The following is a 26,937-nucleotide window of genomic DNA, read 5'->3' on the forward strand; positions in this document are numbered from 1 at the left end:
TGCCGCCTTGGGGCCAAAGGGTCCGCGGAAGTGAGGGCAAGTCATGTCCGTGCACGAAGACTTGACGTCCGTACAGCGCTGCCTCGACGACCTTGCGAGGTCCGTGGGACGGCTGGAACAGCAGCTGGGCGCGGGCCTGGAGATGCGCCGGGTGCGGGCCGATGCCGACCACCTGCGCGAGAGCCTCGCGCTGCTGCGCGAGGCCGCCGCCGAGCCGGCCGCGCCACGCCGACCCGACCTGCTCGCCATCCCCGACACCCCGTACGACAAATCCCTGTGGACGGACTCGGACGACGAGGGTCTGGGCGCCCGCGACCGCCACGCCCCGTGAGTACCCCGGCCAGGACAGGTCCTAGGCGAACCGAGCCCTGAAGAGGAGCAGCAGCGTTGGCCACTGGCACGGAACCCCATCCGAACAGCGGCGGCGTACGAACCGGTACGCGCGCCGCGATCGCCGCCCCCCATCTGCGGACCGACCGCTGGTGGCTGGCGCCCGCCGTCACCGCGGCCGGGCTGCTGGCCTTCATCGTGTATTCGACCTGGCGGGCCTTCGCGGACACGGACTACTACGCCGCCCCGTACGTCTCGCCGTTCTACTCGCCCTGTCTGGCGGAGCGGTGCCAGACCATGCACGCGGGCCCGAACGCGGACCTCTTCGGGAGCTGGTGGGGCATCTCCCCCGCCGTCATCATCCTGATCTTCCCGCTCGGCTTCCGGCTGACCTGCTACTACTACCGCAAGGCCTACTACCGGGGTTTCTGGGCCTCACCCCCGGCCTGCGCGGTCCCCGAGCCGCACAAGAAGTACACCGGCGAGACCCGCTTCCCGCTCATTCTCCAGAACGTCCACCGGTACTTCTTCTACGCGGCCATCGTCGTCGCGGGCATCCTCACCTACGACACCGTGCTCTCCTTCCGCGACGAGCACTACCGCTGGGGCCATATGGGCCTGGGCACCCTGGTCTTCCTGCTCAACATCACGCTGATCTGGGCGTACACCGTCTCCTGCCACTCCTGCCGGCACATCGTCGGCGGCAAGCTCAAGCACTTCTCCAAGCATCCCGTGCGCTACCGGATGTGGCAGTGGGTCGGGCGGCTCAACGCCCGTCACATGCTGCTGGCCTGGGCGTCCTTGGTGAGCGTGGCGCTCGCCGACTTCTACGTCTTCCTGGTGGCGTCCGGCGCCTTCGACGATCCGCGCTTCTTCTGATGAGTGAGGCCTACTGATGCCCGTGGTCGACCGCCAGGAATGGGACGTCGTCGTGGTCGGCGCAGGAGGCGCCGGACTGCGCGCCGCCATCGAGGCGCGGGAACGCGGCGCCCGTACCGCCGTGATCTGCAAGTCCCTCTTCGGCAAGGCACACACCGTGATGGCCGAGGGCGGCATCGCGGCCGCGATGGGCAACGTGAACTCCGGCGACAACTGGCAGGTCCACTTCCGCGACACCTTGCGCGGCGGCAAGTTCCTCAACCAGTGGCGGATGGCCGAGCTGCACGCCCAGGAGGCCCCCGACCGCGTCTGGGAGCTGGAGACCTGGGGCGCCCTCTTCGACCGTACGAAGGACGGCCGGATCTCCCAGCGCAACTTCGGCGGTCACGAGTACCCGCGGCTCGCGCACGTCGGCGACCGCACCGGCCTCGAACTGATCCGCACGCTCCAGCAGAAGATCGTGTCGTTGCAGCAGGAGGACGAGCGGGAGACCGGCGACTACGAGTCCCGCCTGAAGGTCTATCAGGAGTGCACGGTCACCCGGGTCCTGAAGGACGGCGCCGCCGTGAGCGGCTCCGCCGGGGGACGGGTCGCCGGCGTCTTCTGCTACGAGCGCGAGTCCGGCCGCTTCTTCGTCCTCGAGGCGCCCTCGGTCGTGATCGCGACCGGCGGCATCGGCAAGTCCTTCAAGGTGACGTCGAACTCGTGGGAGTACACGGGCGACGGGCACGCGCTGGCGCTGCTCGCCGGAGCGCCCCTGCTGAACATGGAGTTCGTGCAGTTCCACCCGACGGGCATGGTCTGGCCGCCGTCGGTGAAGGGCATCCTCGTCACCGAGTCGGTGCGCGGCGACGGCGGCGTGCTCAGGAACTCCGACGGCAAGCGGTTCATGTTCGACTACATCCCCGACGTCTTCAAGGAGAAGTACGCGCAGTCGGAGGAGGAGGGCGACCGCTGGTACGAGGACCCGGACCACAACCGCCGCCCCCCTGAGCTGCTGCCCCGGGACGAGGTCGCGCGCGCCATCAACTCCGAGGTCAAGGCGGGCCGCGGCTCCCCCCACGGCGGCGTCTTCCTGGACGTCTCGACGCGTATGCCGGCCGAGGTGATCCGGCGCCGGCTCCCCTCCATGTACCACCAGTTCAAGGAGCTGGCGGACGTCGACATCACCGCCGAGGCGATGGAGGTCGGCCCGACCTGCCACTACGTGATGGGCGGCATCGCGGTCGACTCGGACACCGCGGCGGCCCGCGGCGTACCGGGTCTGTACGCGGCCGGGGAGGTGGCCGGCGGCATGCACGGCTCCAACCGGCTCGGCGGCAACTCGCTGTCCGACCTGCTGGTCTTCGGCCGGCGGGCGGGGCTGCACGCGGCCCAGTACGCGGCGGGCCTGCCGGCCGGGGACCGCACCGGCGTGGACGACATCCAGGTCGACACGGCGGCCGCCGAGGCACTGCGGCCCTTCTCGGCCGAGGGTCCGGAGCCGGGCGCGGACAGTGCCGGCCTGGGGGACGTACCCCGGCCCCCCGGTGGCCGCCCGCCGGAGAACCCGTACACCCTGCACCAGGAACTCCAGCAGACGATGAACGACCTCGTCGGCATCATCCGCCGCGAGGGCGAGATGGAACAGGCGCTGGAGAAGCTGGCGGACCTGCGGGTACGGGCGGGGCGGGCCGGGGTGGAGGGGCACCGGCAGTTCAACCCCGGCTGGCATCTGGCCCTCGACCTGCGGAACATGCTCCTGGTCAGCGAATGTGTGGCACGCGCGGCTCTGGAGCGCACGGAGTCCCGGGGCGGTCACACACGCGAGGACCACCCGGCGATGGACCGCGCGTGGCGTCGTATCAACCTTCTGTGCCGACTGGCCGACCCTACGGGCGGGTTGGCGGCGATGGACCCCGCCCGCGGCCAGATCGACCTCACCCGGGACACCACCGAACCCGTCCGCCCCGACCTGCTCGCCCTCTTCGAGAAGGAGGAGCTGGTCAAGTACCTGGCCGAAGAGGAGCTGTACGAGTGACCAGCTATGAGGCCCGCTTCAAGGTGTGGCGCGGGGATGTGAAGGGCGGTGGCCTGGAGGACTTCGAGGTCGAGGTGAACGACGGCGAGGTGGTGCTGGACATCATCCACCGCCTCCAGGCGACCCAGGCCCCCGATCTGGCCGTGCGCTGGAACTGCAAGGCGGGCAAGTGCGGTTCGTGCTCGGCTGAGGTCAACGGGCGGCCGCGGCTGATGTGCATGACGCGCATGTCGGTGTTCACCCGGGAGGAGACGATCACCGTCACGCCGCTGCGCGCCTTCCCGGTCGTACGGGACCTGGTGACCGACGTGGGCTTCAACTACGCGAAGGCGCGCGAGGTCCCGGCCTTCGTGCCGCCGGCCGGCCTGGGCCCCGGCGAGTACCGGATGCAGCAGGAGGACGTGGAACGCCCGCAGGAGTTCCGCAAGTGCATCGAGTGCTTCCTGTGCCAGGACACGTGCCATGTCGTCCGCGACCACGAGGAGAACAAACCGGCGTTCGCGGGCCCGCGCTTCCTGATGCGGGTCGCCGAGCTGGACATGCACCCCCTGGACGCCGCCGCCGACACCGGCCTGGACCGTAAGCGCACGGCCCAGGACGACCACGGCCTCGGCTACTGCAACATCACCAAGTGCTGCACGGAGGTCTGCCCCGAGGGCATCAAGATCACGGACAACGCCCTGATTCCCTTGAAAGAAAGGGCGGTCGACCGCAAGTACGACCCGCTGGTGTGGCTGGGATCGAAGATCGGAAGGCGGCCTCGTCCGTCGTAGCGCCGCCCGTCATAGCACCGCCGTCGTAGCGCCGCCCGTCATAGCGCCGCCCGTCCGTCCGTCGTACCGTTCCGGGCCCGTGCGTCCGGGCGGTGCTACGGCAGCCAGCCCTTCCGGTAGGCCGTCCAGTCCGACTCCCTGGCCGCGAAGTCCACGTACAGGGCGACCCCGAAGTTCTCCCGGTCGCGGTCCGTGCGGGACAGGCCGAGGCGGGTGCCGCGTACCGCCGCCGCGACCGTCTCGGCGGAGCCGTGGTGGCTCAGGTTGTCCTCGTAGTAGAACGGCAGGCCCATCAGCAGGTCCGTCGACTCCGGGGTGACCTCGAGGGCGAGGGAGGTCTGCTGGGCGACGTAGCCGCCGTACAGGCTCTCCAGCGGCATGGCCGTGTCGTACGACATCACCGCGATCTGGTCGACCCGGCGGGCGACCTGGCCGAAGTACGACTGGGACCACCACTTGGGGTGACCGGAGAGAGCGCCCCGGATCGCGTTGGCCGCCGGGAGGGGGTCGATCTGGTGGGCTGCGACGGAGAGCTGGACGTGCGCGGAGCGGGTGACGCCGCGCAGATCGTCGAGGAGGGAAAGGTAGTCGCGGTCCCCCGAGTGCAGCGGCTCCAGGTCGAAGTGGACGCCGTCGAAGCCGGCCGCCAGGATCTGCCGGGTCGAGCCGACGACGGCCGTCCGGGTCGCCGCGCGCTCCAGCCGCAGCCCGACCGGTCCCTCGCTCGCCAGTTTGTCGCCGAGCCAGGCCTGGACCCGGACGCCCGGCAGCTCGCGGTGCACGGCGCCGACCAGCCAACGGGCCCTGGGATGAGCCGACCCGGGCAGGGTTCCGTCGTGTTCCAGCGGGCCCGCGTGCACATACAGGTCCCGGATGCCGGTGCCGCGCAGCCGCTTCGCGAGCGCCTTCACGTCCGCGTCCCGCTTCCGCCCGTCGACCCAGGCGTGGCCCATCCAGAGGGCGTCGCGGTTTCTGGTCTGGGTGCCGGCGGCCGGGTCCCCGGCGTAGTTGACGCGCAGGGCGACGCCGGCCGCGAGGAGCGGCAGGAGCAGGACGAGAGCGAGGGCGAGCGCGATGCGTTTGGGCAGGCGCAGGCGCGGGTGCCGCCAGGCGCGGGCCGTGCGGCGGGCCCAGGCGGGGGTGCGGGATGAGGACTCCTCCGAGGTCTCCCGAGGCTCCGGCCCCGACCCCGGCCCCGGCTCCGCTCCCGGCGGGCCCACTCGGCTCTCCCCCTCGGAGTCCGTATGTCTCGTACCCATCCTCCGCGCTCCCTCCCGTACGCCCGTACTACTTCCGCGCCCGCACCCCTGGGCCTCCCTGGGCCTTCCCCGCACCTGGCGCCCCGTCCCGGGCGCACCCCGGTCGCGGGGGCGGGTGAGCGGTCATACCCTCCGAAATGTGACGTCGCCCCTGAGTCGAAGCCGGTCGCGCCGAGCCTCGTCGCACATAGCCGTGCGCCTGGCGCACGGTGTGTCCGGTGGCCTGATGGCCCTGGGGTGGCTGGTGCTGCCCATGGAGATGGCCGGAGTGGATCATTCGGTTCCCCTGATCCCGGCCGAGCAGTTCGTGGCCGCGTCGACGTCCGCCCCCGGCGGGGCCGCGCCGGACGGCGGGGGAACGTCCACCGGGGACCTCGTCCTGCCGGTCGTGGCGGTGGGGGCGGCGGGACTGCTGGCGGTGTACGCGCAGGTACGTCGGCGACGGCGCATGCGGACGCGTACGACCCCCGGCGGCACGAGCGTCGGGGCGGCTTCGGTGGAGGAGATCGAGGCGCGGGCGCGGCGGTCACTGGTCGAGACCGACGACTCCGTACGGACCAGCGCCGAGGAACTGCGGGCGGCAGCGGCACAGTTGGGGGACACGGCCGTACGGCCCTTCCGGGCTGCCCTGGAGTACGCGGAGTCCGAGCTGGCCGCCGCCTTTCGGCTGCGGCACCGCCTGGACGACTCCGTGGCGGGCGGCGGCGCGGACACCCGGGGGATGCTGGAGGAGATCGTCGCGCGCTGCGCGGAGGCGGGGCGGCGGCTGGACGCGGAGGCCGCGGCGTTCGACCAGACGCGGTCGCTCGAGCGGCAGGCGCCGGCCGTGCTGGAGCGGACGGAGGCACGGTTCAGGGAGCTGACCGTGCGGGCCTCGGCCGCGGACACCACGCTTGCCGAGTTGCACGAACGGTATGCCCCCTCGGCCGTCGTGCCGGTGGCGGGCCATGTCGAACAGGCCAAGGACCGGCTGGTGTTCGCCACGAGCAGCCTCAACCGGGCCCGGCAGGCCCTGGACCGGGGTGAGACCGAGCGGGCGGTCGTGCTGCTGCGTGCGGCGGAGGGGGCCGTCGACCAGGCCGCGGCCTTCGTGGACGGCGTCGCGCGGCTCGCCGCGGAGCTGGCCGCCGCGGCGGAGAGACTGCCCGCCGCGGTGGCCGGGACGGAGACCGGCCTCGTGGCGGCACGCGGCCGCACGGACGGCGGGGCCGGCGCCCGGGCGGATCTGCCGGGGCGGATCGCCCGCGGCGAGGCGGTGGTGGCGGAGGTGCGCCGGGAGATGTCCACGGGGGTGTACGACCCGGTCGGCGCCCTCCGCCGGATCGAGCAGGCGCACGCGGGCGTGGACGTCGCCCGGCACCACGAACCCGACGACGACGAGGCCCTCGTCCGCCTGGACCACTCCCGCCTGACGGCACGCAGCGCGACCGCCGCGACGTCGGACTACGTCACGACACATCGGGGCGCGGTGGGCTACGAGGCACGCACCCTGCTGGCGGAGGCGATACGGAGGTTGCACCGGCCCGAAACGGGGTGGCGAGCAAGCGACGGGAACGACGTACGGCCGGAGCCGGAAGGGGGAGGGCACGGGGGCGACGCGGAGGAGACACCCAGGCAGGCTGAGGCAGGCCGGGCACCGGACGGCTCGGAGACGGAAGCGGACGAGGCGGGCGCCGGACCGGGGCTGGGCGAGGCGGGCGCTGAACGGCAGCCGGGCGAGGTGGAGGCTTCGCGGGAGCCGGGCACGGCAGAAGCTGAACGGGTGCCGGGCACGGCAGAAGCTGCACCGGAGCCGGGCACGGCAGAAACCGCGCGCAAGCCGGGCGCGGCAGAGGCTGCGCGGGAGGCCTCTGACGCTGGAGCGGCGCGGGGGCCCGGCGATGGAAAGGCGGCGCGGCATCCGGGCGAAGGCGGAGCCGGGCCCGAAGCCGACACGATCAAGGCTTCGCCGGGACCCGGCAAGACGGCAGCCGCACAGCAATCCGCCGGCGCGGCAGCCGCACGGCAACCCCGCGAAGGCGGGGCCGGGCCGGAAGTCGGCGAGGTGGAGGCCGGGTGGGGGCTCGTTCCGGTCGTGGGCCTCGGGGAGGTGCGGGAGGCCGACGCGCTGGCCCGGCGGGCCCGGCAGGTCGCCGAGCGCGATGTGCGGGCGTACGGGAATCCGTACGGCGCGGGAGCGCCGGCGGGCGACGGGACGGGCGGCGCGGTGCTCGGCGGGATCCTGCTCGGCGGCAGCGCCCGCCATGACGACGCGCACCACGCGCGCCACGGCCCCGCGCACTCCGGCGGGCCGACGAGCGCCGACGGCCCGGCGGCGTACTCGGGCGGCCCTGCGGCGTACTCCGACAGGCCGACGGTGTACTCCGACAGCCCGGCGGCGTATTCCGGCGGCCCCGCGAGTTTCGGCGGTCCGAGGACGCGTGGCCGGAGGGGCGGCGGTGAGCTGTTCCGTCCGCCCGCAGCGGACTGAGCGGCGCCTGCCCTGTCCGGTCGGCCTGGAACGGCCCGCGCAGCGCCTCCCGGGTCCGACCGCCCGCTCGCCCGCTCGCCCGGCCGGCTAGAACAGGCTGAGCAGCGCCTCCGCCGGATCCGTCAGGCCCGTTTCGCCGTCCGGGAGCGGGAGTTCGAACCACACCGTCTTGCCGCGCGGCGTCCGCCGTGAGCCCCACCCGGCCGAGAGCAGCCCGACGAGTTGCAGGCCGCGCCCGCCCTCGTCGGTGTCCCGCGCCCGGCGCCGGCGCGGCTGCACCAGACCCGCGTCCCAGACCTCGCACACCAGCGTGCGGTCGAGGAGCAGACGGAGTCTGATCTCGCCCTCGCCGTAGCGCAGCGCATTGGTCACCAACTCGCTGACCAGGAGCTCCGCCGTGTCCACCAGCGGCTCCAGACCCCAGCTGACCAGTTGTCCGCGCGCGTACTCCCGCGCCCGCCCCACACTGCGCGGCTCCCGCGGCAGCGTCCAGTCGCCGACGGACTCGGCCGGCAGCCCCTGCACACGCGCCATCAGCAACGCGATGTCGTCCTCGCCGTGGTGTGTGTCGAGGGTGTTGAGAACGTGGTCGCACACGTCCTCCAGCGGGCTGGTGGGGTCGGTGAGCGCGCCCACGAACGCTTGCAGCCCCTCATCGAGGGGGTGGTCGCGGGATTCGACCAGGCCGTCCGTGTAGAGCGCCAGCAGAGCCCCTTCCGGCAGCTCCACCTCCACCTCCTCGAACGGCTCGCCGCCCACGCCCAGCGGCATGCCCGGCGGTACGTCGAGCATCAGCGCGGTCTCGCCCGGCTCGACGAGGACGGGCGGCAGGTGGCCGGCGTTGGCGAAGGTGCACCGTCGCGTCACCGAGTCGTAGACCGCGTACACACAGGTCGCGAGGTACACCTCGGACAGGTCCGCGTCGCGCGGCTGGCGGGCCGTGCGGGTGGCCTGCTGGACACCGCCGGGGGTGCCGAGGCCCCGGGCGATCTCGTCCAGCGCCGAGAGGACTTCGGCGGGTTCGAGGTCGAGCAGCGCCAGCGTGCGTACGGCCGTGCGGAGTTCGCCCATGGCGACGGCGGCACGCAGACCGCGGCCCATCACGTCGCCGACGACCAGCGCGGTGCGGTGGCCGGGGAGTTCGATGACGTCGAACCAGTCGCCGCCGACCTCCGTCGCCGCGTTGCCCGGCAGATACCGGCACGCGATGTCCAGACCCGACGCCTCCGGGTCGCCCGGGGGAAGGAGCGAGCGCTGGAGTATCAACGCGCGCTCGTGCTCCCGGCGGTACAGGCGCGCGTTGTCTATACAGACCGCGGCACGCGCGGCCAGCTCCACGGCGAGTGCGCGGTCGCGTTCGCCGAACGGCTCGCTGCCCTTCGTACGGGAGAACTGGGCGAGGCCGACCACCGTGTCGTGCGCGACCATCGGGACGGCGAGCGTGGACTGGATGAGGCCGCCGTCCTCGGGCGGGACGTGCTGCGGGCGGCCGGTGCGCAGGGCGTCGGCGCCGGGCGAGTTGAAGGGGTAGTGGTGCACCGCGCCGACCGTCACCGGGTCGGGTCCACCGGCGAAAGGGGCGTCGGAGACCGCGCTGGAGAAGGCGACCCGGCGCAGCTCGGCACTGCCGTCGGCCCGGCCCGGCGGGGTCTCGTCGCCGGCCAGCAGCCCTTGGTACAGGTCGACGGTGGCGAGGTCGCAGAAGCCGGGGACGACGACGTCGAGAAGTTCGCGTGCCGTGGTCTCCAGGTCGAGGGAGTTGCCTATGCGGGCGCCGGCCTCGTTCAGAAGGGCGAGATTGCGTCGGGCGGCCGCGGCCTCGCGGGCGGCCGCACGGCGGGCGGTGTTGTCGGTTCCGAGCCAGGCGACACCGATGGGGCGGCCGCTGCCGCTGTGCACGCGGTAGAGGTTGATGGACCAGTCGCGGCGCTCGTCGGAGCCGGGGACGAAGCCCGTGACGTGCATGTCCGTGATCGAGTTGCCGGTCTCCAGGACGCGGCGCAGGGTCGCGCTGACGCGCTCGGCCTCCGGGGACGGCAGGTAGTCGTGGACGGAGCGCCCACGGTGGTCGTCCACCTTGCCGCCGAACGTGGAGGCGAAGCGCTGGTTGGCGCGGCGTACCCGCAGATCGGTGTCGATCAGCAGGAATCCGAACGGAGATTGACCGAATATCGCCTGCGAGGCGGCAAGGTCGGTCTCGATCCGGCGCAGGGTGCGGACGTCCACGACGATGCAGACGGCGGCTCGTTCGCCGTCCTCGGTCGTGGTGGGCATCACATAGACCTCGGCGAGCCCTTCGGTCGCTTCCGGAGTGGGCATCCGGAAGGGGACCACGCCGGTCCACTCGCGTCCGTCGAGTATCTCCGCCATCTTGCGCTGTCCGAACTCACGCCGGTCGGGCGCGACGAACGCCGCGATGGGGTCCATGCCGACCGCGCGCTCCGCGGAAATACCGAAGATCTGCTCGGCGCGCAGACTCCACTGCTCGACGAGCCCGTCCGGGCCGATGGAGAAGGAGGCGACCTTGATGTAGTCGTACATGGACCCGGGCGGACTGCTCTGCCACATCATGTCGCCGACCGGCTCACCGGTCCGGGTACCGATCGGTTCATCAGCCCCGTAATCAGCCCGGCCGCCGGACCGGTCATCGGCCCGGCCGCCGGCCAGGGCATCGGCCGTGGCAGCCGGGGAGCCGCTCTCGGCCTCACCCGCGGAGCCGCTCTCAGCGTCGTCCACGGAGCCGTCCGCCGTACCGTCCGCCGCGACGGCTCTGCGGGGGTGGGCCGCGTCGTCGGCCGCGGTGGGCATGGCCGAGTCAGCCACGGCCTTTGCCCTCGCGCCGTCCGACGGGTCCTCGGACTCCGTGGCCTTCGCTGGTATCTCGCTCACGCGAACCGTCCCCTCCAGCTCACCGCGTCCGGCACCGGTCACCGGGGGCGGCTGCCCGCAGTATCCAGCACTACGGCACCGCACAACACGGTGTTCACGATCACAGCACGGTCCCGATGCTTTTTGGACCGGCCGGCACATACTCCCAGTCTTCTAACCAGGTGGCGCCCCGTCGAACCAAAGACTCTCGCAGGCGCCACTGGCCTGAACCAATCGCCCTCCGTGCGCTCCCGGCGCGCCCCTTGCGCCACCCCTCCGCGCCGGCCCCCGGAGCCGCCCCTCGGCATCCGCCCCGAGCGGTACGACTCAGCCGGGCACCGCCAGCTCGAACCACACGGTCTTGCCCGTGTCTCCCGGCCGCGTACCCCAGCGCCGGGAGGAGCATGCGACGAGCTGCAATCCCCGGCCGCTCTCCTCGTCGGAGTCGGCGGCGCGTTCACGGGGCGGGTCCGGAAGCGGGTCGGAGACCTCCACGAGCAGCGTGGGCATCGTTTGGGCGGGGCTCACCAGCCGTACGCCGATGGGGCCGGTGGCATGCCGCAGGGAATTGGTCACCAGCTCGCTGACCAGCAGCGCGGTGATGTCACTGAGCTCGTCGAGCCCCCAGGTGCGCAGCTGGTCCCGGACGACCGCACGCGCAGTCCGTACCGCACCGGGTTCCGCGGGGAACGTCCACTCGGCGCATTCGCCTTCGGTGTCGAGCACGCCGATCACTTCCCAGGCCAGAAGCCCACCAATGTCCGGTTTCGTGGGGTTAAGGGGCACATACCCGGTATCCGGGATGCCTTACCGCACACGCGGGCGCACTGTGGCACGAACGGCGTACCGGGCGCTAGCCCCTGGAACAACACATGCCCCACCGTCCCGCATATTGGGCACGGCACGACCCCGGAGCGTACGGACCGGGCACGCTGCGCCAGGGCCCGGAACTAGGTGTTCCAGACGCCCAGCACGGCCTTGACCGCCGCCACGTCCTGGTCCAGCCAGTCCACGTCCCAGATCTGGCCGGGAGTCAGCCAGCGCAGTTCGTCGTGGTCCTCAAGGGGCTCGGGGGTGCCGGCGAGGAGGCGGGCCGTCCATACCTGTAGGACGTATCCCGGCTTCAGGGACCACTCTCCCGGTACGCGCCCGCCCGGTTCCGCCGTCACGCCCAGTTCCTCGCGCAGCTCGCGCACGAGGGCGTGCTCGGGGGTCTCACCCGGTTCGACCTTGCCGCCGGGTAGCTCCCAGCGTCCGGCCAGCTCGGGGGGCGCGCTGCGGCGCGCGGCGAGGAGGCGTCCGCCGCTCAGCAGGGCAGCCCCCACCACGATCCGTTCCGTCATGGGCCGGAGCCTACGGGAGCGCACCGCGGCCGATCACGCGCCGCCGGCGAGGCTGATCACCGAGGGGCTCGGATCACTTGATGCCGTTCTGCCCGATCCGTTCCACCCAGTAGAGCTGCTTGTGCCCACGGCCGTCGAGGCTGTCCGCGATCTTCTGGGCCTCGGCCCGCGTCGCGTACCTGCCCACGCGATAGCGATTGCCGTTGTCGTCCTGGCGTATGACGAGCCAGGGGAGAGTGATCGTGCCGTCGTTCATCGCGCCCCTCTGCTTCCCGTCCCCGGCTCGCGCCGTGCCCCGCCCACCAAGGAAACCGCAATCCGCATATGCCCGAGCCTACGCCTAACCTTCACTCAGCGAATACGGATTCTCACAAAGAGGTACGCAACCAGCCATGACGGAGCGGGCGCAGCCCGTCGAACGCGCCGTCGAGCGCCCCCCGAGCGCCCGTTAAGCAGCGCGAAGCACGGAGCGGGCGCGGTACACGAGAACGACCGGATTCCAACCGCGCTTCGGAAACAGGTCACTTACCCCTGGACACGAAGCAACCGCAGGGGCGACGGCGCCACTTCACCGGCAGGGGCGTCACTTCACCGGCAAGTGATACGCCACCCGGTACCGGTCCGCGGGCACCACCACGTCCGCCGTCTCCACCGGGCGGCCCGACGCGAAGTACGTCCGCTGAATGACCAGGACGACATGGCCGGGCACACCGCCCAGGGTCAGCAACTCCTCCGCGAGACCGGGGCGGGCGCCGACCTCCTCGGTCACGTTGTCCACGATCACGTCGATGGCCGCCATCCGCTCGACCACGCCCATGCCCCCCACCGGCCCCTCCTCGGGGAGCATCACCGGCGTACGGCCGGTCACGGCGAGCGGCTCCCAGGACGTGGACAGCATCATCACCTCGCCCGCGTCCCGGAACACGTACTTCGTGCACATCACGCGCTCGCCGGGCCGGATGTCGAGCCGCTCCGCGATCGCACCGCTCGCCTCGGCCTGCTCGCTGTGCGACTCCCAGGTGCCGCGCACCGCCCCGTCGGCCTGCTCCTGCCGGAACGGGGTCGCGCCGCTGTCCGGCCGGTACCCGGAGCGGGCGACGCGGCGCGGCACCGGCCGCTCCCGCACATACGTGCCCGACCCGGACCGGCCCTCGACCAGGCCCTCGGCCATCAGCACCTTGCGGGCCTCCAGGGCGACCGTGTCCGAGACGCCGTACTCCTCGCGGATCCTGGCCTGGGACGGGAGGCGGGTGTGCGGTGGCAGCGAACCGTCGACGATCTTCTTGCGGAGATCACCCGCGACGCGCAGATACGCCGGCTGCTCACCGAAAGTCACAGGCCGCTCCCATCAGGTTGTACAGACAGCAACAGCGTGGCAACCGTGGGTTGTGCCATGCAAGCAAAGGCCAGAGAATCACTCGATGTGATGACTTATGGCTGCCGGGGTCTTTACGCAGGCACTTTCTCCCCGCTATGGCCGCCGTCACACCTCGCTGCTGCTGTCCCCGCTCCCCTGTCCGCCTCCGCCGCCGTCCCCGCCGTCCGAAGGCGGGGTCGTGGCGAGACCCAGAGCCTTGCGGGCCGTGACCGCCCTGCTGCCCTCCAGGAGCCTGCTGCCGTTGTCGTAGTGGGTGTAGAAGGCGTCGGCGTCGGCCGCCTTCGCCGCCTGCCCCCACTCCTTCCGTGCCTGGTCCAGGGCCTTTGCCTGGTCCGTCACCGGCTGCTCGTCCGCGGCCGCCCACTGGTGCGCGCGCAGCAGCTCGGTCTGGTCGCCGAGCGCCTTGGCGACCCGGGTCGCCCACTCCTTGTGCCCCGGCAGGTCGTCCTCGACGTACTCCTCGTCGGGGGCGGTGTCCAGCGCGTCGTAGAGGATCCCGTCGGCCTGGAGATAGGCGAGCTGGTCGGCGCCGAGCGTGGTGTCGTCGCAGCGCAGGGTGCCCTTGAGGCTGCCCTTCTCGTCGGTGTTGCCGAACATGCAGGTGACCTCGCGGTCGCCGAGGCTCCAGCTGTCCTCGGTCGGCGTGAAGTAGTAGACGTCGACGTTGTCCGGGACGGCCCATGAGTCCATGGCGTACACGTTCTGCAGCGCGTAGCACTTGTCGTCGGCGGTCTCGGAGATCTTGCCGTCGCCCGGGTAACCGCCTTCCTGGATCTTGAAGTTGGCGAACACCTCGGCCTGGTGGTCGCCGGCGCAGGGCACCTTGTCGACGTCGTACGCCTCGCCCTCGAGGGAGCCGCTGGGCGAGTCGAAGCACTCCCCCTTGCCGACGGAGAAGGTGACGCCGCTGCCGCCGCTGTCCCGCGCCTCGTCCTCGAACCCCTCCCAGAACTCGTGGGCGCCGCCCGTGGCGAGGGAGAGCACCAGCAGGACGGTGCCGAGCGAGGACATGACGATGCCGCCGATCGCGAGCCCCTTGCCGCGCTCACCGCGCCTCTTGATCTGCCCGAGCGCGATCACGCCGAGGATCAGCCCGAGGGCGGGCACGCAGCAGACGACGCCGAGGACGAGAGAGGTGATGGCGAGACCGTTGACGGACGCCGGCCGGTTGAACGGGGAATAGCCCTGCCCCCACTGCTGATAAGGCTGCGGGTACGGGTTCGCGTACGGCTGCTGCTGGTAGGGGCCTTGCGGGTACGGGCTTCCCGGAGGCACGTACTGCGTCCCCGGCGGCGGGTACGGCGTCCCCTGAGGCGGGTACGGGCCCTCGGGCTGCTGGGGCCCGGGGGGCGGAGGTATGGCCACGGGTACCGTGCTCCTCGTCCGGCGTGGATGGAACTGACGTACGAGACGTACGACAGGGCGCATGGTAAGCGCGGCACGGGTGGGGGTGGAACGCGGGTCGCGGACGAGTGCGGGAGAATGATCGCGGGACGCCGCGGGAGTCCATCTAACCTGCGCACATGACTCCTTTGCCGGATTACTTCTGCCCGGCGGACGGCACGCGCGTCCCCGGCGGCTCCCTCGACTGGTGCTGCCCCGCCTGCCGCGGGCCGCTGGACCTGGACTTCGCCCCCACGCCCGGGCCCCTCAAGTCCCTCGGCGGGCGCGTGAACTCGCTGTGGCGGTACGCGGAGTGCCTGCCGCTCGCGGCGCCGACGACGAGTCTCGGTGAGGGCCGTACCCCGCTCGTGTCCCTGACGGACGGCGTCGCGGCCAAGCTCGACTTCCTGATGCCGACCCTGTCGTTCAAGGACCGGGGCGCGGTGCTGCTGGCCGAACTGGCGCTGCAGCTGCGGCCCCGGCAGGTCGTCGCGGACAGCAGCGGCAACGCGGGTACCGCGATCGCCGCGTACTGCGCACGGGCCGCCCTGCCGTGCACGGTCTACGTCCCCGAGGGCACGTCAGCGAAGAAGCTGGAGCAGATCGAGGCGCACGGGGCCCGGCTGCGGGTGGTCGAGGGCGACCGCGAGGCGACGGCGCATGCGGCGCGGGAGGCCGCGGACGAGGCGGGCGTCTTCTACGCGTCGCACGTCTTCAACCCGTACTTCCTGCACGGCACCAAGACCTATGTCCACGAGCTCTGGGAGGACCTCGGCGGACGGCTCCCGGACGCGCTCGTCGTGCCCGTCGGCAACGGCACGCTGCTCCTCGGCGCCGCCCTTGCCGTCGCCGAGCTGCACGCGGCGGGTCTCATCGACCGGCGGCCCGCGCTGTACGCCGTCCAGGCCGCGGCGGTCGCACCGCTGGCCCACGCCTGGGAGCAGGGCGCGGACGACCTGGTCGGGGTCACCCCGGCGGCCCCCACGTTCGCGGAGGGCATCGCGATCCCCCGCCCGCCGCGGGCCCGTCAGATCCTGCGGGCGGTACGCGAGTCCGGTGGCGCCTTCCTGACGGTGACGGAGGATCAGATCAGGCACGCGCAGAGCGACTTGGCGTCGCGGGGACTGTACGTCGAGTCGACGGGCGTGGCGTGCTGGGCGGCCGTGCGCGCGGGCGCGCTGCCCCAGCCCCGGCCGCGTCCGGGCGAGGGAATGCCCGCGGCGGTCGTACCGCTGTGCGGGGCGGGGCTGAAGACGGGACCGGCGCGGGCGTAACCCTGTCCGACGGGACGTGCCGGACGACAGACACGGAACAGGGCGCCGGCCACCAGCCGGAGGTGCGGGCGCCGGCCACGAACCGCGGGTGCGATCGGCACGGGGGGCGCATCGGCGTGAGTACCGCACCGCGGCCGGGGCCCGTCCCCTGGGCGTACGGAGATCGACGCCGGCGTCGTTCAACGCCGGCGTCGACACCACCCGCACCCCGGGACGGGACCGGCGGCGCTCGCTCAACTCGTCGTACGCGCCGGCTGGTCGGCCGGCCGGGCGGCCAGCCGCTGCTGCTCCTCCTCCACGATGCGTCGGGCGAGCGACGCGTCCGACACGTCGACCGCGTCCGGGGTGGCCTCCGCGATGTCGCTGCGGCGGGCGTACGCGTCGAAGAGGCGGTCCTTGTTCTTCAGGATGCGCAGGAGCCGGTCGTCCACGCTGTCGGTCGCGAGGAGACGGTGGACCTGGACCGTACGTATCTGGCCCATGCGGTGGGCGCGGGCCACGGCCTGGTGTTCCATCGTCGGCTTGACCTGCGGCTCGCAGAGGATGACCACGGAGGCGGCCTGGAGGTTGAGGCCGGTGCCGCCCGCCTCGATCTGGGCGAGCAGCACCGCGTGCCCGTCGATCGCCGCGAACGCGTCGACCAGCCGCTGTCTGCGGGCGGCGGGGACGCCGCCCGAGATCGGCCCGAGCACCGGCTCCCCCAGGCACTGTTGCACGGTGGCGAGCACCTCGCGGAAGTACGAGAACACCACGACCTTCAGCCCGTTGTCCGCGGCCTCGGCGACCAGCTCGCGCAGCCGCCCCAGCTTCGCGGACTTCTCGGCGTCGGCGTACGCGGCCCGGCGCATCGCCATGAAGTTCCCCTCGGCGACCGCCTTGCGGTAGGCGTCCCGGTCGGCGGCGCTGAGCTCCTCCCACTCGTCGACCTGCACCAGCGCGGGCAGTTCGGTGAGGACGTCCTGCTGGTTGCGGCGCAGGTAGGCGGGGGCGACGGACTTGCGGAAGGCATGCGGTCCGGCCGCCACGCCGCCGCCCTGGACGGCGGGCAGCAGGGCGGGCTGAAGGTGGCGGACGAGGGCCCGGAACTCCTCGACCCGGTTCTCCATGGGCGTACCGGTGAGGAACAGGACGCGGTCGCAGTGTGCGGTCCAGCCGGTGACGGCCTTGGCGCGGCGGGTGTCGGGGTTCTTCACGTAGTGGGCCTCGTCGACGACGAGCATGCCGGGCTTCTCGGTGTCGGGCACGGGCAGGCTGTGCAGGACGTCGAAGGTGGTCACGGCGACGCCGCCGCGCTCGCGCCACTCCTCGTACGCGTCGCGCCGGTCGGCGCCGTGCACCGGGAGGGCGCGCAGCGTGCTGCGGGCGCGGATCTCGCGGGTCCAGTTGATCAGTACGCTCGCCGGGCAGACGACGAGGAAGTGGCTGTGTCCCTCGGCCGCGAGGTGCGCGAGCGCGGCGATGGCCTGGACCGTCTTGCCGAGCCCCATCTCGTCGCCGAGCACGACCCGGCGCTGGGCGAGCGCGAACCGCGCGCCGAACGACTGGTAGCCGCGAAGGGAGACCCGGCGGTGCGTGTCGTCGAGCGGCTGGGCGTGCACCCGCTCGGCGACCCCGGACGGCAGGAAGCCCTCGCCGGCCTCGGCGTCCGGACGGTGTTCCGAGACCTCGGCGAGCTGGCTGTAGTACTCCGCGGAACGCAGCTCGAAGTCGACCCAGGCCTCGATGTCGGAGGCGGGGTCGCGCAGCAGGTCCGTACTGGCCTGGGCGAGCAGCAGCGGTACGTCCCGGGCGGTGGCCTCCGCGACCAGGTCGCGCGTCTCGGCGGCCGCGGCGAGCGCGTCCTCCCGCCGGTGCCGGCCGGCCAGCGCCAGACGCAGCCGGCCGCCCGCGGGCCGGGCCGCGGGCAGCAGCGCGCCGAGCCGCTCGTCGAGGCGGGTGGCGGCGTCCAGGGCGCGGCGCAGCTCGGGACCGGCCTCGACGAGCCGGTGCAGGGCGACGACCAGCGCGGTGGTCCGTGGTTCGGGGTGGTCGACGTCCAGGCGTACGGAGACGGTCTCCGCCACGGCCCGCGCGATCTGCCGGGCCGCGGCGAGGGCACGGTCGGCGGTCTGCTCCCCCACGCCGGGAAGCTGCCGCAGCTCGTAGCGGCCGGCCTCGTACACCCCGCGCACGGACGTGAACCCGGCCGCCTCGACGGCCCCCAGTCTGAGCCGCCCCTCGGTGACGTCCTTCAGCCGGGAGACGGGGATGGACTCCAGCTCCGCGGCGACGAGTTCGGCCTTGAGGGGCGTCAGGGCCGAGCGCAGGGCGTCGAGGGCACGGGCGTGGTCGGCGAGCACGGTACGCGCGGCGTCGTACAGCTCCGTGCCCTGGGCGAGCAGGTCCCGGGCCCGGCGTCCCACGGGCGGGGCGTCGCTCCCCGGCCGCGACACACCACCACCACGCCGCACCGGTGACCTGTCGGCCACCGCACCCTCGCCACCCGTCATGACGCCCCTCATGTGCCGTTCACCCCGATGCGCGCATCCTGCCACGGGGGACCGACAAACCGGGCCGGCTCCGAACCCGTTGTGGGGCGAGCTTCTCGGACGCAGCCCGACGTGGCCACGCACCCGATCGCGGCCAGGACTTCCCGGTCGCCTCCGGCACCGACCGCGCGGCCTTCAGACGGGCACCGCAACGCACAAAGCCGCCGCGTATCCCGAGGGCACAGGCACGGATGTCAGTTCCGCTCCGGTGACGCCCGTACTTCCCGGCCGCCCTGTTCCCACCCGATCCAGGCGGGTGTCCCGCAGGAGTCCGGAGCCCAGCATCTTCAGATACGCCTCTTTGCGCGTCCATATGTCGGTGAACACGCGAGGTCTTCGGGCCTCGGGGAGCGTGTCCAACTCCTGTCGCTCAGCGGGGTGCAGTGCGTCCCTGGCCTGCTCCACCGCCTGACTCGAGGCGATCTGCTCGATGTCGACTCCCACGGGTTCGGCGGCGAAGGCGACGAGGATCAGGCGTCCGCTGTGCGAGAGAGAGAAATGCAGCCGGCTTCCCCGCACCACCGGCCGGCCGTGAGGTGCGCCGCACCCGTGACAGGCTTCCCTTCCCATCGGCAGATCACCGGGATGACGTTTCAGCAGGGGACCCAGCAGAATGCGCAGGGCGACGTGAGCCGTGACGTACACCTCGCGATCCGGGCCACGGCGGAGCGCGACGGCGCGGGTCCACTCCTCGGGGCCCAGGAGCCGTGGCGCGTGCCGGGCGGCGGCCCGGGAGCTCTCGTCCGCGTCGATGAGCCGGACAACCGGGCGCCCCGCGGCGGGTCGTCGTACCGCGGGCGCACTACTCAAGTCCTCCGGTACGGAAAACGGGGAAGTCAGGTCACCCGTCGGCGTCACACGACACACGAACTCATCGCCGAGGGTGCCGCGGCGTCGTCCAGGTCCCGGAGCATGGTCAGACCACGGCGCGTAGCCACCAGCGCCGCGTCGTCGAGGTCGGCGACGACGAGCTCCGCCTCCCGGGCGCCCGCTTCCGCCAGGGTGCGGCCGTCCGGTCCGTAGACGGCGCTGCGGCCGCAGAAGTCCCACGGTCCCTGCGGCCCGACGAAGTTCGAGAACACCACGTAGAAGGTGTTCTCCAGGGCGCGGGCGGGGAAGTACACCGAACGGCGGTGGTCGGAGTCGCCCCGGACGAACGCCCCGCCGCACAGATAGGCATCGGCGCCGGAGCGCGCCGCGGCCCGGGCGTGCTCGGGGAAACTCGCGTCGTAGCAGGTGCCCAGGGCCAGCCGCCAGCCGTCCACGGTCAGGGTGCAGCACTGGGTGCCCGGCACGAACAGCTGTCGCTCGTGCTCCTCCAGCCGGCTCTTGCGGTAGTCGGCCAGGATCCCGCCGTCTCCGCCGACGGCGATCGCCGAGATCGCCGACTTCGTACCCGCGGAGGTCGGCGCGCCCACGACGGCGGTCACGCCGGTCGCGCGGCACGCCTCGCGGACCGCGGTCAGTTCGGGGCCGTCCGGGGTCAGGGCTCCGGCGGGCAGGTGGGACGTGAGCCAGCCGGGCTCGTATCCGGTGAGGGAGAGCTCGGGGAACTGGACGACCCGGACGCCGGCGTCCGCCGCGCGGGCTATGGTCGCCGCCGCCTCGGTCGCGTTGTGCACGGTGTCACCCGGGCGGGCGACGGTCTGCGCGACCGCCACCCTCAGGGGAGCGCGCAAGGTCGTTTCGGTGGTGAACATGTCCGACTCCATGATGATCGTGGTCGTTGCGGAGGGCTCGGTCAGCCGAGCAGCCAGCGGCTCAGGTAGAAGGCGGCGATGCCGATCGCGGTCACCAGCAGGAACTTCTTCGAGTAGAGACCGGCGACAAAGGTCACGCCACCACCGATGAGATACGGATTCGACGCACTCAGTTGCATGCCGTGTCCGCCGGGCATCAGCATCTCCGGGACGACCAGGGCGGCCAGCACCGCCGGCGGGGTGTAGCTCAGCAGGGACTTGGCCACCGCGGGCATCTCCCGGTCGGCGAGGAGGACCAGGGGCAGATAGCGCGGCAGGAAGCTGCACAGGCCCATGCCCAGAATCAACAGCGCCATCGTCATGCCACGTTCTCCTCGTTCACCTTGTCCGCCTTCGCCGTCTTGTCCTCGGTCGGCGGCTTGCCGTCGTTCGCCGTGTTGTCCTCGCTCGTCGGGTCGCCCTCGTCCGGCGAACTCTCCTCGGACGTCTCGGTGGCGGAGTTCTCCGGGGTCCGGCGCTTCTCCAGGTACTCGCATACGGTGCCCACCGTGGCTCCGACGACGGTGGCGAGCACCACGCCGAGGTTGTACGGCAGGCCGTGGCCGAGCACGACCGTCAGACCGGCGGTCACGATGGCCGCGCCCACCCGCCAGTTGGCCAGCGACCCGGCCAGCATGGCGACGAACATGGCGGTCATCGGGAAGTCGAGACCGAGGTCCGCCAGGTCCGGCACGGCACTGCCCAGCGCCATGCCCACCAGGGTGCACAGCATCCAGGTGACGTACATGACCCCGGACGCGCCGAGGAAGAACAGGTGCTTGCGCTCGGTGAGCTCGCCCTTCTTGAGGCGCTCGATGGCGACGAAGAAGACGGCGTCGATCAGCCCGAAGCCGAGCAGCACCCGCCAGCGCTGCGGGACCTCCCGCACATGCGGGACCAGGATGGCCGAGTAGATCAGCATCCTGAGCCCGAGGATCAGGGTCGTCAGCAGGATGGTCAGCGCGCCCGAGTGGCCCGCGATCAGGGCGAACCCGATGAACTGGGCGGTGCCCGAGTTGACGGCCATCGCCAGCCCCAGCGTGGCCCAGCCGGACAGCCCGTTGGCGGGCCCCAGGATGCCTCCGGCCAAGCCCATGGGGATGGCCGACGCGAGGAACGGCAGCATGCTCATCGCCCCGGCGCGCAGCGTGGATCCGGGACCGGGACGCACCGCTTCTCCCGGGGCCTGCGGATTACTCATGTGACATCGCACCTCGTTCGTGCCTGGGGGGAAAGCCGGCGGGCGGCCGCCGGTGGGGCCGGCCGTGGAGCCGGCGGGAGGCCGGTGGGGCCGGCCGTGGAGCCGGCGGGAGGCCGGTGGGGCCGGCCGTGGAGCCGGCGGGCCGGGTGAGTGTGCACCCGGCCCGCCGGCAGCGGGTCACCCGCGTCCGGAGGCCGCCTGCCAGCGGCTCAGGACCAGGTCGGCGACCGCGGGAGCCGCGGTGCGGCAGAAGTAGTGGCCGCCGTCGGTGAGTTCGACCAGCCGGGGCTGATCGGCGAAGAGCGACCACGCGGTGTAGCGCTCGGCGTGCCCGGGGGTGAGCGGGTCGTCCGCCGTGAAGACCGTGGTCAGCGGTGCGGACAGCCGCGCCTTCGGGCCGTGCTCGTCGGCCGCGAGCAGGTAGCCGTTGGCGGAGCCGGCGTCGTGGCGGAACACCCCGGCCACGAACGCGGCGTGCTCGGGTCGCAGACTGTCGAACCCGGTGAAACCGGTCTCGTCGACGAGCCAGCGCACGATGTCCTCGTCGGCCATCGCCGCCGCCTGCTCGATGCCCTGCCGCGTGGTCGCGGCGTCGTGCAGCAGCTTGCCGCCGACGAAGACCTCCGCCGGAGTCGTGCCCTCGGCTTCCAGCAGCCGCGCCGTCTCCACCGCGAGAGCGGAACCGACGCAGTGGCCCCAGAGCATCAGCGGCCGGTCGCCCGCCTTGTCGCGGATCTCCTCCACCACGCGCCGGGCGGTGTCCTCCAGCGACGAGAACGCCTCGTCCGGACGGCCCGCGTCGTGCCCGGGCAGCTCCACGCCGTACACGGCCACCGCGCCGCCCGCGGCGTCCAGCGCCTGTGCCAGCGGCTCGAAGTTGATCGCGTTGCCACCCGCGTACGGGAAGCAGATCAGCGCGCATTCGGCGGCGCCGCGTTCGGCGGACAGCGACAGCAGCAGCTCCTGCGGGCCCTGTTCGGCCTCGGTCGCCGCCGCGAGGTTGGCGCGGGCGGCCTCGCCCAGCGCCGCCAGGGTGGAGTTGCGCATCAGGTCGGTGAGCGAGACCAGCCCGTCGAGTTCCATGACCACGCGCATCGCGGCGAGCGAGGCACCGCCGAGCAGGAAGAAGTTGTCGTCGAGGGAGATCTCCTCCAGCGGTGTGTCCAGGACCGTGGCCCACACCCGCGCGATACGCCGGTCCACCTCGTCGAGGGGCCGCCGGTCGGCCGGCTGCTCCGGCACCGAGGCGGTCTCGGCCGCGTCGGCCGGGCCGGCGCGGAAGGTGTGCCGCGCCCGCTCCTCTCCCAGCAGACGCAGACCGTCGCGGTCGCGGCGCCCGTACAGGCCGGTCTCGACCGGGTCCCGCCCGTCGGCGAGCAGAACGACCCGGCCGACGGTGGCGAAGGGCACCGCGAGACCGTGCTCGTCGACCACGCGGGCCCGGACAGCGGCACCGGGCTGCGGGAGGAAGGCCGCCAGCTCCGTGGGGAGGGCGTCGGCCCGCTCGGCCCGCTCCAGCTCGGCCAGCTCGTCTTCGGCCAGCAGGTTCGCCAGGTGGTGCGGGGCGCCCGGATCAGCCGTCATCTGCTCGAAGGCGGCGGCGTAGCAGGCACCCATCCGGGCGATCTGCCACGGCTCGAAGAGATGGGCGTGGTAGTGCAGGCTCAGGCGGACCTCGTCGGTGACGAAGTGCCGGGAGAACTCCGCTCGCAGCACGAACTCGGTCTCGGAGTTGGCCCGCACGTCCAGCAGGGAGAAGCCGTCCTGCGCCTCCAGCTGCTTGAGCAGGTAGAAGTGCGTGAAGTTGAAGGCGGTTTCGAAGAGCTCCTTCTGGGTGCCGAGGTCCCGCTTCATCTGCGCCATGGGGTAGCGGCGGGCGGGCAGCAGGTCGGTCTCGGAGCGGTAGACCTGCCGGACCAGCTCCTCCCAGGTCCCCTCGGCGGCGTCCACCCGGAAGGGAACGGTGTTGAGGAAGAGCCCGATGGCACGGGTGGCGTCCTCCGCCTCGGGACGGCCGCTGTGCTCGTAGCCGACCATCACGTCGGGTTCGCCCGAGACGAGCGAGAGCACCTTCGCGTGCGCGGCCATCAGCACGTTCTTGACCGGCACGGACAGCTGGTTGGCGAGCGCCACGATGCGGTCGGAGAGCCCCCGGGCGAACTCCACCTCGTGGAACACCACGGGGAGGACGTCCGCCTCGGCCTCCTGGCGGGTCCGCGGCAGCGCCGTGAAGGTGCTGTCCTCCAGCAGGTCCGCCCAGAAGGCGCGGTGCTCGTCGTCGGCCAGCGAGCGGCGCTCCAGCGCGACGTAGGTGCGGGCGTGGTTGTCCACGGTGGCATCCGGCAGTTCCCGGCCGTCGCGCAGCCGGTGGAACAGGTCGAACAGCGTGGTGTGCACCAGGGTGATGCTCCAGCCGTCCAGCGCGGAGTTGTGCTGGCTCAGGCTGTAGCGGAACAGGTCGTCCGACAGGACGTGCACGTGCAGCCGTACCAGCCCCGGCTCCGTCCAGACGAACTGGTGCGCCTTCTCCCGCACGGCCCAGTCGCGGTACCACTCCTCCTGTTCGGTCTCGCTCATCCCGCGCAGGTCGGCGATGTACAGCGGCAGCGGAGCGTCCTCGTGCACCAGCTGGAGGTACTCGCTGTAGCCGGTCAGGTGGTAGCTGGTCCGGAAGATCGGGTTGCGGCGGACCAGGATGCGTACCGCTTCCTCGAAGCACGTGGCGTCGAAGGAGCTCTGGATCATGTAGCTGAGGATGTCGTGATACTCGGCGGTGCCGTGCGACAGCTCGCTCTGGAAGACCAGGCCGGCCTGGAGCTGCGTCATCGGGTACGCGTCCTCGACGCCGGCGGGGATCAGCGCGCGGTCCTCGGGCTCCAGCAGCTCGAACGGGCTGAGCGCGGCGGGCTGTTCACCCGGCCCGGACCGGGCGAGGCTGCGCGCCAGCTGCGCCACCGTGGGGTTCTGGAAGAACTGCTGGAACGTGAAGTCCAGCCCGCCCGCGCGGGCTTTCGCCAGGACGGTGACGAAGTGGATCGAGTTGCCGCCGAGGGCGAAGAAGTTGTCGTTCACTCCCACGCGCTCATGGCCGAGCACCTCGCCCCAGATGCGGGCCAGCTCGGCCTCCTGCGGCGTGCCGGGGGCCACGTAGGCGGCGCTTTCGGACTCGGCCGGACCGGGCTCGGGAAGGGCACGCCGGTCCAGCTTGCCGTTCGGGGAGAGCGGGAAGGTGTCGAGGGCGACGAGACGCGCCGGGACCATGTAGTCGGGCAGTGTCACACCGAGGTGCCGCTTGAGGTCCTCTTCGGTGAGGGCGTCCGCCGACTGGACGTAGCCGCACAGGTGGGTCTGACCGTCCTCGGCCTTGCGGGCGAGCACCACGGCGTCCTTGACCTGGGGGTGGCGGCGCAGCGACTCCTCGATCTCGCCGAGCTCGATGCGGTAGCCGCGCACCTTGACCTGGTGGTCGATACGGCCCAGGTAGTCGATGCTGCCGTCGGGCAGCCACCGGGCCAGGTCGCCCGTGCGGTAGACGCGCTCCTCACCGGCGGCCGGGGCGGCGACGAACCGCTCGGCGGTCAGTTCCGGCCGGCCGAGGTAGCCGCGGGCCAGACCGACACCGGCGATGCACAGTTCGCCGGGCACACCGACCGGCTGGGGCCGCAGTCCGGAGTCGAGGACGAGGATGCGGGTGTTGTCGATCGGGCGGCCGATCGGGACCCGGTCCACGTCGTCGGGCCCGCACGCGTGGTGGGTCACGTCGACGGTGGCCTCGGTGGGGCCGTACAGGTTGATCAGCCGGGCGGCCGGGCCCGTGGTGGCGGCGGCGACCTCGGCGAAGCGCCGGACGTGGTGCGGCGTGAGCGCCTCACCGCTGGCGAAGACCTGGCGCAGCGACACCAGCCCGGCCTGTACGCCCGCTCCCACGACGAAGTCGAGGAAGGCGCCCAGCATGGACGGCACGAAGTGCATGGTGGTCACGCCGTACCGCTCGATGGCGGTGACCAGCGCCTCCGGGTCGCGTTCCGCGCCGGGGTCGGGCAGGCACACCGCGGCGCCCTCGAACATCCACCAGAACAGCTCCCAGACGGACACGTCGAAGGAGGTGGGCGTCTTCTGCATGATCACGTCGGCGGACGTGACGGGGTAGGCGCGCTGCATCCAGTTGATGCGGTTGACCACCGAGCGGTGCTCGATCTGGACGCCCTTGGGATTGCCGGTCGAGCCCGAGGTGTAGATGACGTACGCCAGGTCGCGGGCGTCGCCGATGACCTCCGGCGCCGTGCTGTCCTTTGCGTACGCGGACTCGTCGGTCAGGTCGAGTACCTCGCGGCCCTCGTGGACCAGGTCGCGGTGGCGGGGCGTGCTGAGGACGAGACGAGCGGCGCTGTCGTCCAGGACGTAGCGGATGCGCTCGACGGGGTAGCCGGGGTCCACCGGCAGATAGGCGGCGCCGGCCTTGAGGACGGCGTAGACGGCGACGAGCAGCTGCGGCGAGCGGTCGGCCAGCACCGCGACGAGGTCGTCGCGGCCCACGCCCCGCTCGCGCAGCGTCCGCGCCAGCCGGTTGGCACGGGCGTCGAGTTCGGCGTAGGTGAGCCGGAAGCCGTCGCCGACCACGGCGGTGGCGTCCGGGGTCAGCCGCGCCTGCCGGGTGAACAGCTCGTCGAGGCGCACGGTGTCCTCGAACGCGGCGTCGGTGCCGTTGGCCCGCGCGAGCACGGCCCGGTCGGCGTCCGCTCGCAGGTCGAGCGCGGCCAGCGGGTCGTCCGGGGCGGCGATGGCTCCGGCCAGCAGCACCGCGCAGTGCGCGAGCAGCCGCCCGGCGGTGTCGGCGCTGTGCTGCCCGGCACGGTGGCGCAGCTCCAGGCGCAGGCCTTCGCCGTCGCGGACGAGGGCGAACACCACCGCGAACCGCGGCCGGGCGGCCGGTGCCTCGTGCTCCTCGCGTACGACGTCGACCAGGACGTCCGCGAAGGGGTGTGTGTCGTGGTCGGCGGCGGCGCCGAACTCCCCGGCGAGGATCTCGACCGGGAAGTCCTGGTGCTCCAGTGCGGCGACCAGCCGGGGCTTGGCGTCGGCGAGGACCGCGCGGAACGTCGACTCGGGCGTGAACGGCAGGCGCAGCACCAGCCCGTCGGCGAGAGCGGGGGCCGCCGCGTCCGCGGACGTGGCGGGGATGGCGACGACGGCCTCCTCACCGCCGGTGTAGCGCTGGAGCAGGGTGCCGACGGCGGCGACGAGCACGGTGTGCAGCGCCATCGGCCGGCCACGGGTCAGCGTGTCCAGTCCGGCGGTCAGTTCGGCGCCGAGGGGCAGCACGGTCGTCGTGTGCGGGCCCGTCCCGGCGAGACGGCCCGGGGCATCGGACGGGAAGCCGGTGCGCTCGGGCAGGGCGGCGAGTGCCGCGCGCCAGAACGCTCCCTCGCGGGGACGTTGCGCCGCGGCAACCTTGAGCCGGCCGAGAGTTTCCAGGGATTGCACGGTACCTT

Annotated in this window: 19 protein-coding genes; 6 read left to right on the plus strand and 13 right to left on the minus strand. The window is 72.4% G+C overall.

Annotated features, from left to right (window positions below):
- The first annotated feature begins 43 nt into the window (after positions 1 to 43).
- From SAVERM_RS16465 to SAVERM_RS16480, 4 genes are read left to right on the plus strand one after another with little or no spacing between them, the layout of a single operon-like run.
- Complete coding sequence (locus SAVERM_RS16465; protein WP_010984609.1) at positions 44 to 331, plus strand: hypothetical protein; 288 nt, start codon at positions 44 to 46, stop codon at positions 329 to 331.
- A gap of 56 nt (positions 332 to 387) precedes the next feature.
- Positions 388 to 1,209, plus strand: a complete 822-nt coding sequence (locus SAVERM_RS16470; RefSeq protein ID WP_010984610.1) for a hypothetical protein — start codon at positions 388 to 390, stop codon at positions 1,207 to 1,209.
- A gap of 16 nt (positions 1,210 to 1,225) precedes the next feature.
- A complete protein-coding gene (locus SAVERM_RS16475) occupies positions 1,226 to 3,229 on the plus strand; it encodes a fumarate reductase/succinate dehydrogenase flavoprotein subunit (RefSeq protein ID WP_010984611.1) in 2,004 nt (667 codons plus the stop codon).
- Positions 3,226 to 4,002 carry a succinate dehydrogenase/fumarate reductase iron-sulfur subunit gene (locus tag SAVERM_RS16480; protein WP_010984612.1) on the plus strand — a complete coding sequence of 259 codons (777 nt, stop codon included), beginning with the start codon at positions 3,226 to 3,228 and terminating at the stop codon, positions 4,000 to 4,002. Before SAVERM_RS16475 ends, SAVERM_RS16480 begins: the two co-directional genes overlap by 4 nt.
- Before the next feature lie 95 nt (positions 4,003 to 4,097).
- On the opposite strand, the gene SAVERM_RS16485 is transcribed toward SAVERM_RS16480, so the two are convergent.
- Positions 4,098 to 5,261 carry a glycoside hydrolase family 18 protein gene (locus SAVERM_RS16485; RefSeq protein WP_107083279.1) on the minus strand — a complete coding sequence of 388 codons (1,164 nt, stop codon included), beginning with the start codon at positions 5,259 to 5,261 and terminating at the stop codon, positions 4,098 to 4,100.
- A 139-nt stretch (positions 5,262 to 5,400) separates the two neighbouring features.
- On the opposite strand from SAVERM_RS16485, the gene SAVERM_RS16490 reads away from it, so the two are divergent.
- Complete coding sequence (locus SAVERM_RS16490) at positions 5,401 to 7,731, plus strand: hypothetical protein (RefSeq protein ID WP_137865235.1); 2,331 nt, start codon at positions 5,401 to 5,403, stop codon at positions 7,729 to 7,731.
- Between the two features lie 87 nt (positions 7,732 to 7,818).
- Here the strand turns inward: SAVERM_RS16490 and SAVERM_RS16495 are convergent, their stop codons facing one another.
- The 6 genes from SAVERM_RS16495 to SAVERM_RS16520 all read right to left on the minus strand — a co-directional run bounded on the left by SAVERM_RS16495 (position 7,819) and on the right by SAVERM_RS16520 (position 14,595).
- Positions 7,819 to 10,620: a SpoIIE family protein phosphatase gene (locus SAVERM_RS16495; RefSeq protein WP_037645013.1), complete on the minus strand. Its 2,802-nt coding sequence runs from the start codon at positions 10,618 to 10,620 to the stop codon at positions 7,819 to 7,821.
- Between the two features lie 306 nt (positions 10,621 to 10,926).
- On the minus strand, positions 10,927 to 11,334 hold the full coding sequence (locus SAVERM_RS16500; protein ID WP_037645012.1) for an ATP-binding protein: 408 nt from the start codon (positions 11,332 to 11,334) through the stop codon (positions 10,927 to 10,929).
- Between the two features lie 215 nt (positions 11,335 to 11,549).
- Entirely contained in the window at positions 11,550 to 11,942 is a 393-nt protein-coding gene (locus SAVERM_RS16505; RefSeq protein ID WP_010984617.1) for a (deoxy)nucleoside triphosphate pyrophosphohydrolase, read from the minus strand.
- A 73-nt stretch (positions 11,943 to 12,015) separates the two neighbouring features.
- Entirely contained in the window at positions 12,016 to 12,198 is a 183-nt protein-coding gene (locus SAVERM_RS16510) for an SPOR domain-containing protein (protein WP_010984618.1), read from the minus strand.
- A 327-nt stretch (positions 12,199 to 12,525) separates the two neighbouring features.
- Entirely contained in the window at positions 12,526 to 13,278 is a 753-nt protein-coding gene (locus tag SAVERM_RS16515; protein WP_010984619.1) for a GntR family transcriptional regulator, read from the minus strand.
- A gap of 147 nt (positions 13,279 to 13,425) precedes the next feature.
- Positions 13,426 to 14,595, minus strand: a complete 1,170-nt coding sequence (locus SAVERM_RS16520; protein ID WP_010984620.1) for a DUF4190 domain-containing protein — start codon at positions 14,593 to 14,595, stop codon at positions 13,426 to 13,428.
- Positions 14,596 to 14,843: 248 nt separating this feature from the next.
- Between SAVERM_RS16520 and SAVERM_RS16525 the strand changes: the two genes are divergently transcribed.
- Positions 14,844 to 15,977 carry a threonine synthase gene (locus SAVERM_RS16525; protein ID WP_010984621.1) on the plus strand — a complete coding sequence of 378 codons (1,134 nt, stop codon included), beginning with the start codon at positions 14,844 to 14,846 and terminating at the stop codon, positions 15,975 to 15,977.
- A 233-nt stretch (positions 15,978 to 16,210) separates the two neighbouring features.
- Here the strand turns inward: SAVERM_RS16525 and SAVERM_RS16530 are convergent, their stop codons facing one another.
- The 6 genes from SAVERM_RS16530 to SAVERM_RS16555 all read right to left on the minus strand — a co-directional run bounded on the left by SAVERM_RS16530 (position 16,211) and on the right by SAVERM_RS16555 (position 26,929).
- The gene (locus SAVERM_RS16530; RefSeq protein WP_078234431.1) at positions 16,211 to 18,466 is read right to left on the minus strand and encodes a DEAD/DEAH box helicase; all 2,256 of its coding nucleotides are present in this window, start codon (positions 18,464 to 18,466) and stop codon (positions 16,211 to 16,213) included.
- Between the two features lie 174 nt (positions 18,467 to 18,640).
- Positions 18,641 to 19,315 carry a 4'-phosphopantetheinyl transferase family protein gene (locus SAVERM_RS16535; RefSeq protein WP_010984623.1) on the minus strand — a complete coding sequence of 225 codons (675 nt, stop codon included), beginning with the start codon at positions 19,313 to 19,315 and terminating at the stop codon, positions 18,641 to 18,643.
- 44 nt (positions 19,316 to 19,359) lie between these two features.
- Positions 19,360 to 20,205 (minus strand): carbon-nitrogen hydrolase family protein, encoded by an 846-nt coding sequence (locus tag SAVERM_RS16540; RefSeq protein ID WP_048894578.1) that lies wholly within the window; start codon positions 20,203 to 20,205, stop codon positions 19,360 to 19,362.
- A gap of 41 nt (positions 20,206 to 20,246) precedes the next feature.
- Positions 20,247 to 20,567 carry an AzlD domain-containing protein gene (locus SAVERM_RS41670; RefSeq protein WP_037645006.1) on the minus strand — a complete coding sequence of 107 codons (321 nt, stop codon included), beginning with the start codon at positions 20,565 to 20,567 and terminating at the stop codon, positions 20,247 to 20,249.
- Positions 20,564 to 21,445: an AzlC family ABC transporter permease gene (locus tag SAVERM_RS16550; protein WP_078234429.1), complete on the minus strand. Its 882-nt coding sequence runs from the start codon at positions 21,443 to 21,445 to the stop codon at positions 20,564 to 20,566. Before SAVERM_RS16550 ends, SAVERM_RS41670 begins: the two co-directional genes overlap by 4 nt.
- A gap of 177 nt (positions 21,446 to 21,622) precedes the next feature.
- Entirely contained in the window at positions 21,623 to 26,929 is a 5,307-nt protein-coding gene (locus SAVERM_RS16555; protein WP_010984627.1) for a non-ribosomal peptide synthetase, read from the minus strand.
- Between the last annotated feature and the right edge of the window lie 8 nt (positions 26,930 to 26,937).

This window comes from Streptomyces avermitilis MA-4680 = NBRC 14893 (assembly GCF_000009765.2).
Lineage (GTDB): Bacteria > Actinomycetota > Actinomycetes > Streptomycetales > Streptomycetaceae > Streptomyces > Streptomyces avermitilis.

Excerpts from the sequence above, each read along its gene's own strand:
- SAVERM_RS41670 (WP_037645006.1), bottom strand. The coding sequence starts at position 20,567 with ATGACGATGGCGCTGTTGATTCTGGGCATGGGCCTGTGCAGCTTCCTG.
- SAVERM_RS16475 (WP_010984611.1), top strand. The coding sequence starts at position 1,226 with ATGCCCGTGGTCGACCGCCAGGAATGGGACGTCGTCGTGGTCGGCGCA.
- SAVERM_RS16530 (WP_078234431.1), bottom strand. The coding sequence starts at position 18,466 with ATGACGGGTGGCGAGGGTGCGGTGGCCGACAGGTCACCGGTGCGGCGT.
- SAVERM_RS16550 (WP_078234429.1), bottom strand. The coding sequence starts at position 21,445 with ATGAGTAATCCGCAGGCCCCGGGAGAAGCGGTGCGTCCCGGTCCCGGA.
- SAVERM_RS16505 (WP_010984617.1), bottom strand. The coding sequence starts at position 11,942 with ATGACGGAACGGATCGTGGTGGGGGCTGCCCTGCTGAGCGGCGGACGC.
- SAVERM_RS16540 (WP_048894578.1), bottom strand. The coding sequence starts at position 20,205 with ATGTTCACCACCGAAACGACCTTGCGCGCTCCCCTGAGGGTGGCGGTC.
- SAVERM_RS16525 (WP_010984621.1), top strand. The coding sequence starts at position 14,844 with ATGACTCCTTTGCCGGATTACTTCTGCCCGGCGGACGGCACGCGCGTC.
- SAVERM_RS16510 (WP_010984618.1), bottom strand. The coding sequence starts at position 12,198 with ATGAACGACGGCACGATCACTCTCCCCTGGCTCGTCATACGCCAGGAC.
- SAVERM_RS16485 (WP_107083279.1), bottom strand. The coding sequence starts at position 5,261 with ATGGGTACGAGACATACGGACTCCGAGGGGGAGAGCCGAGTGGGCCCG.
- SAVERM_RS16465 (WP_010984609.1), top strand. The coding sequence starts at position 44 with ATGTCCGTGCACGAAGACTTGACGTCCGTACAGCGCTGCCTCGACGAC.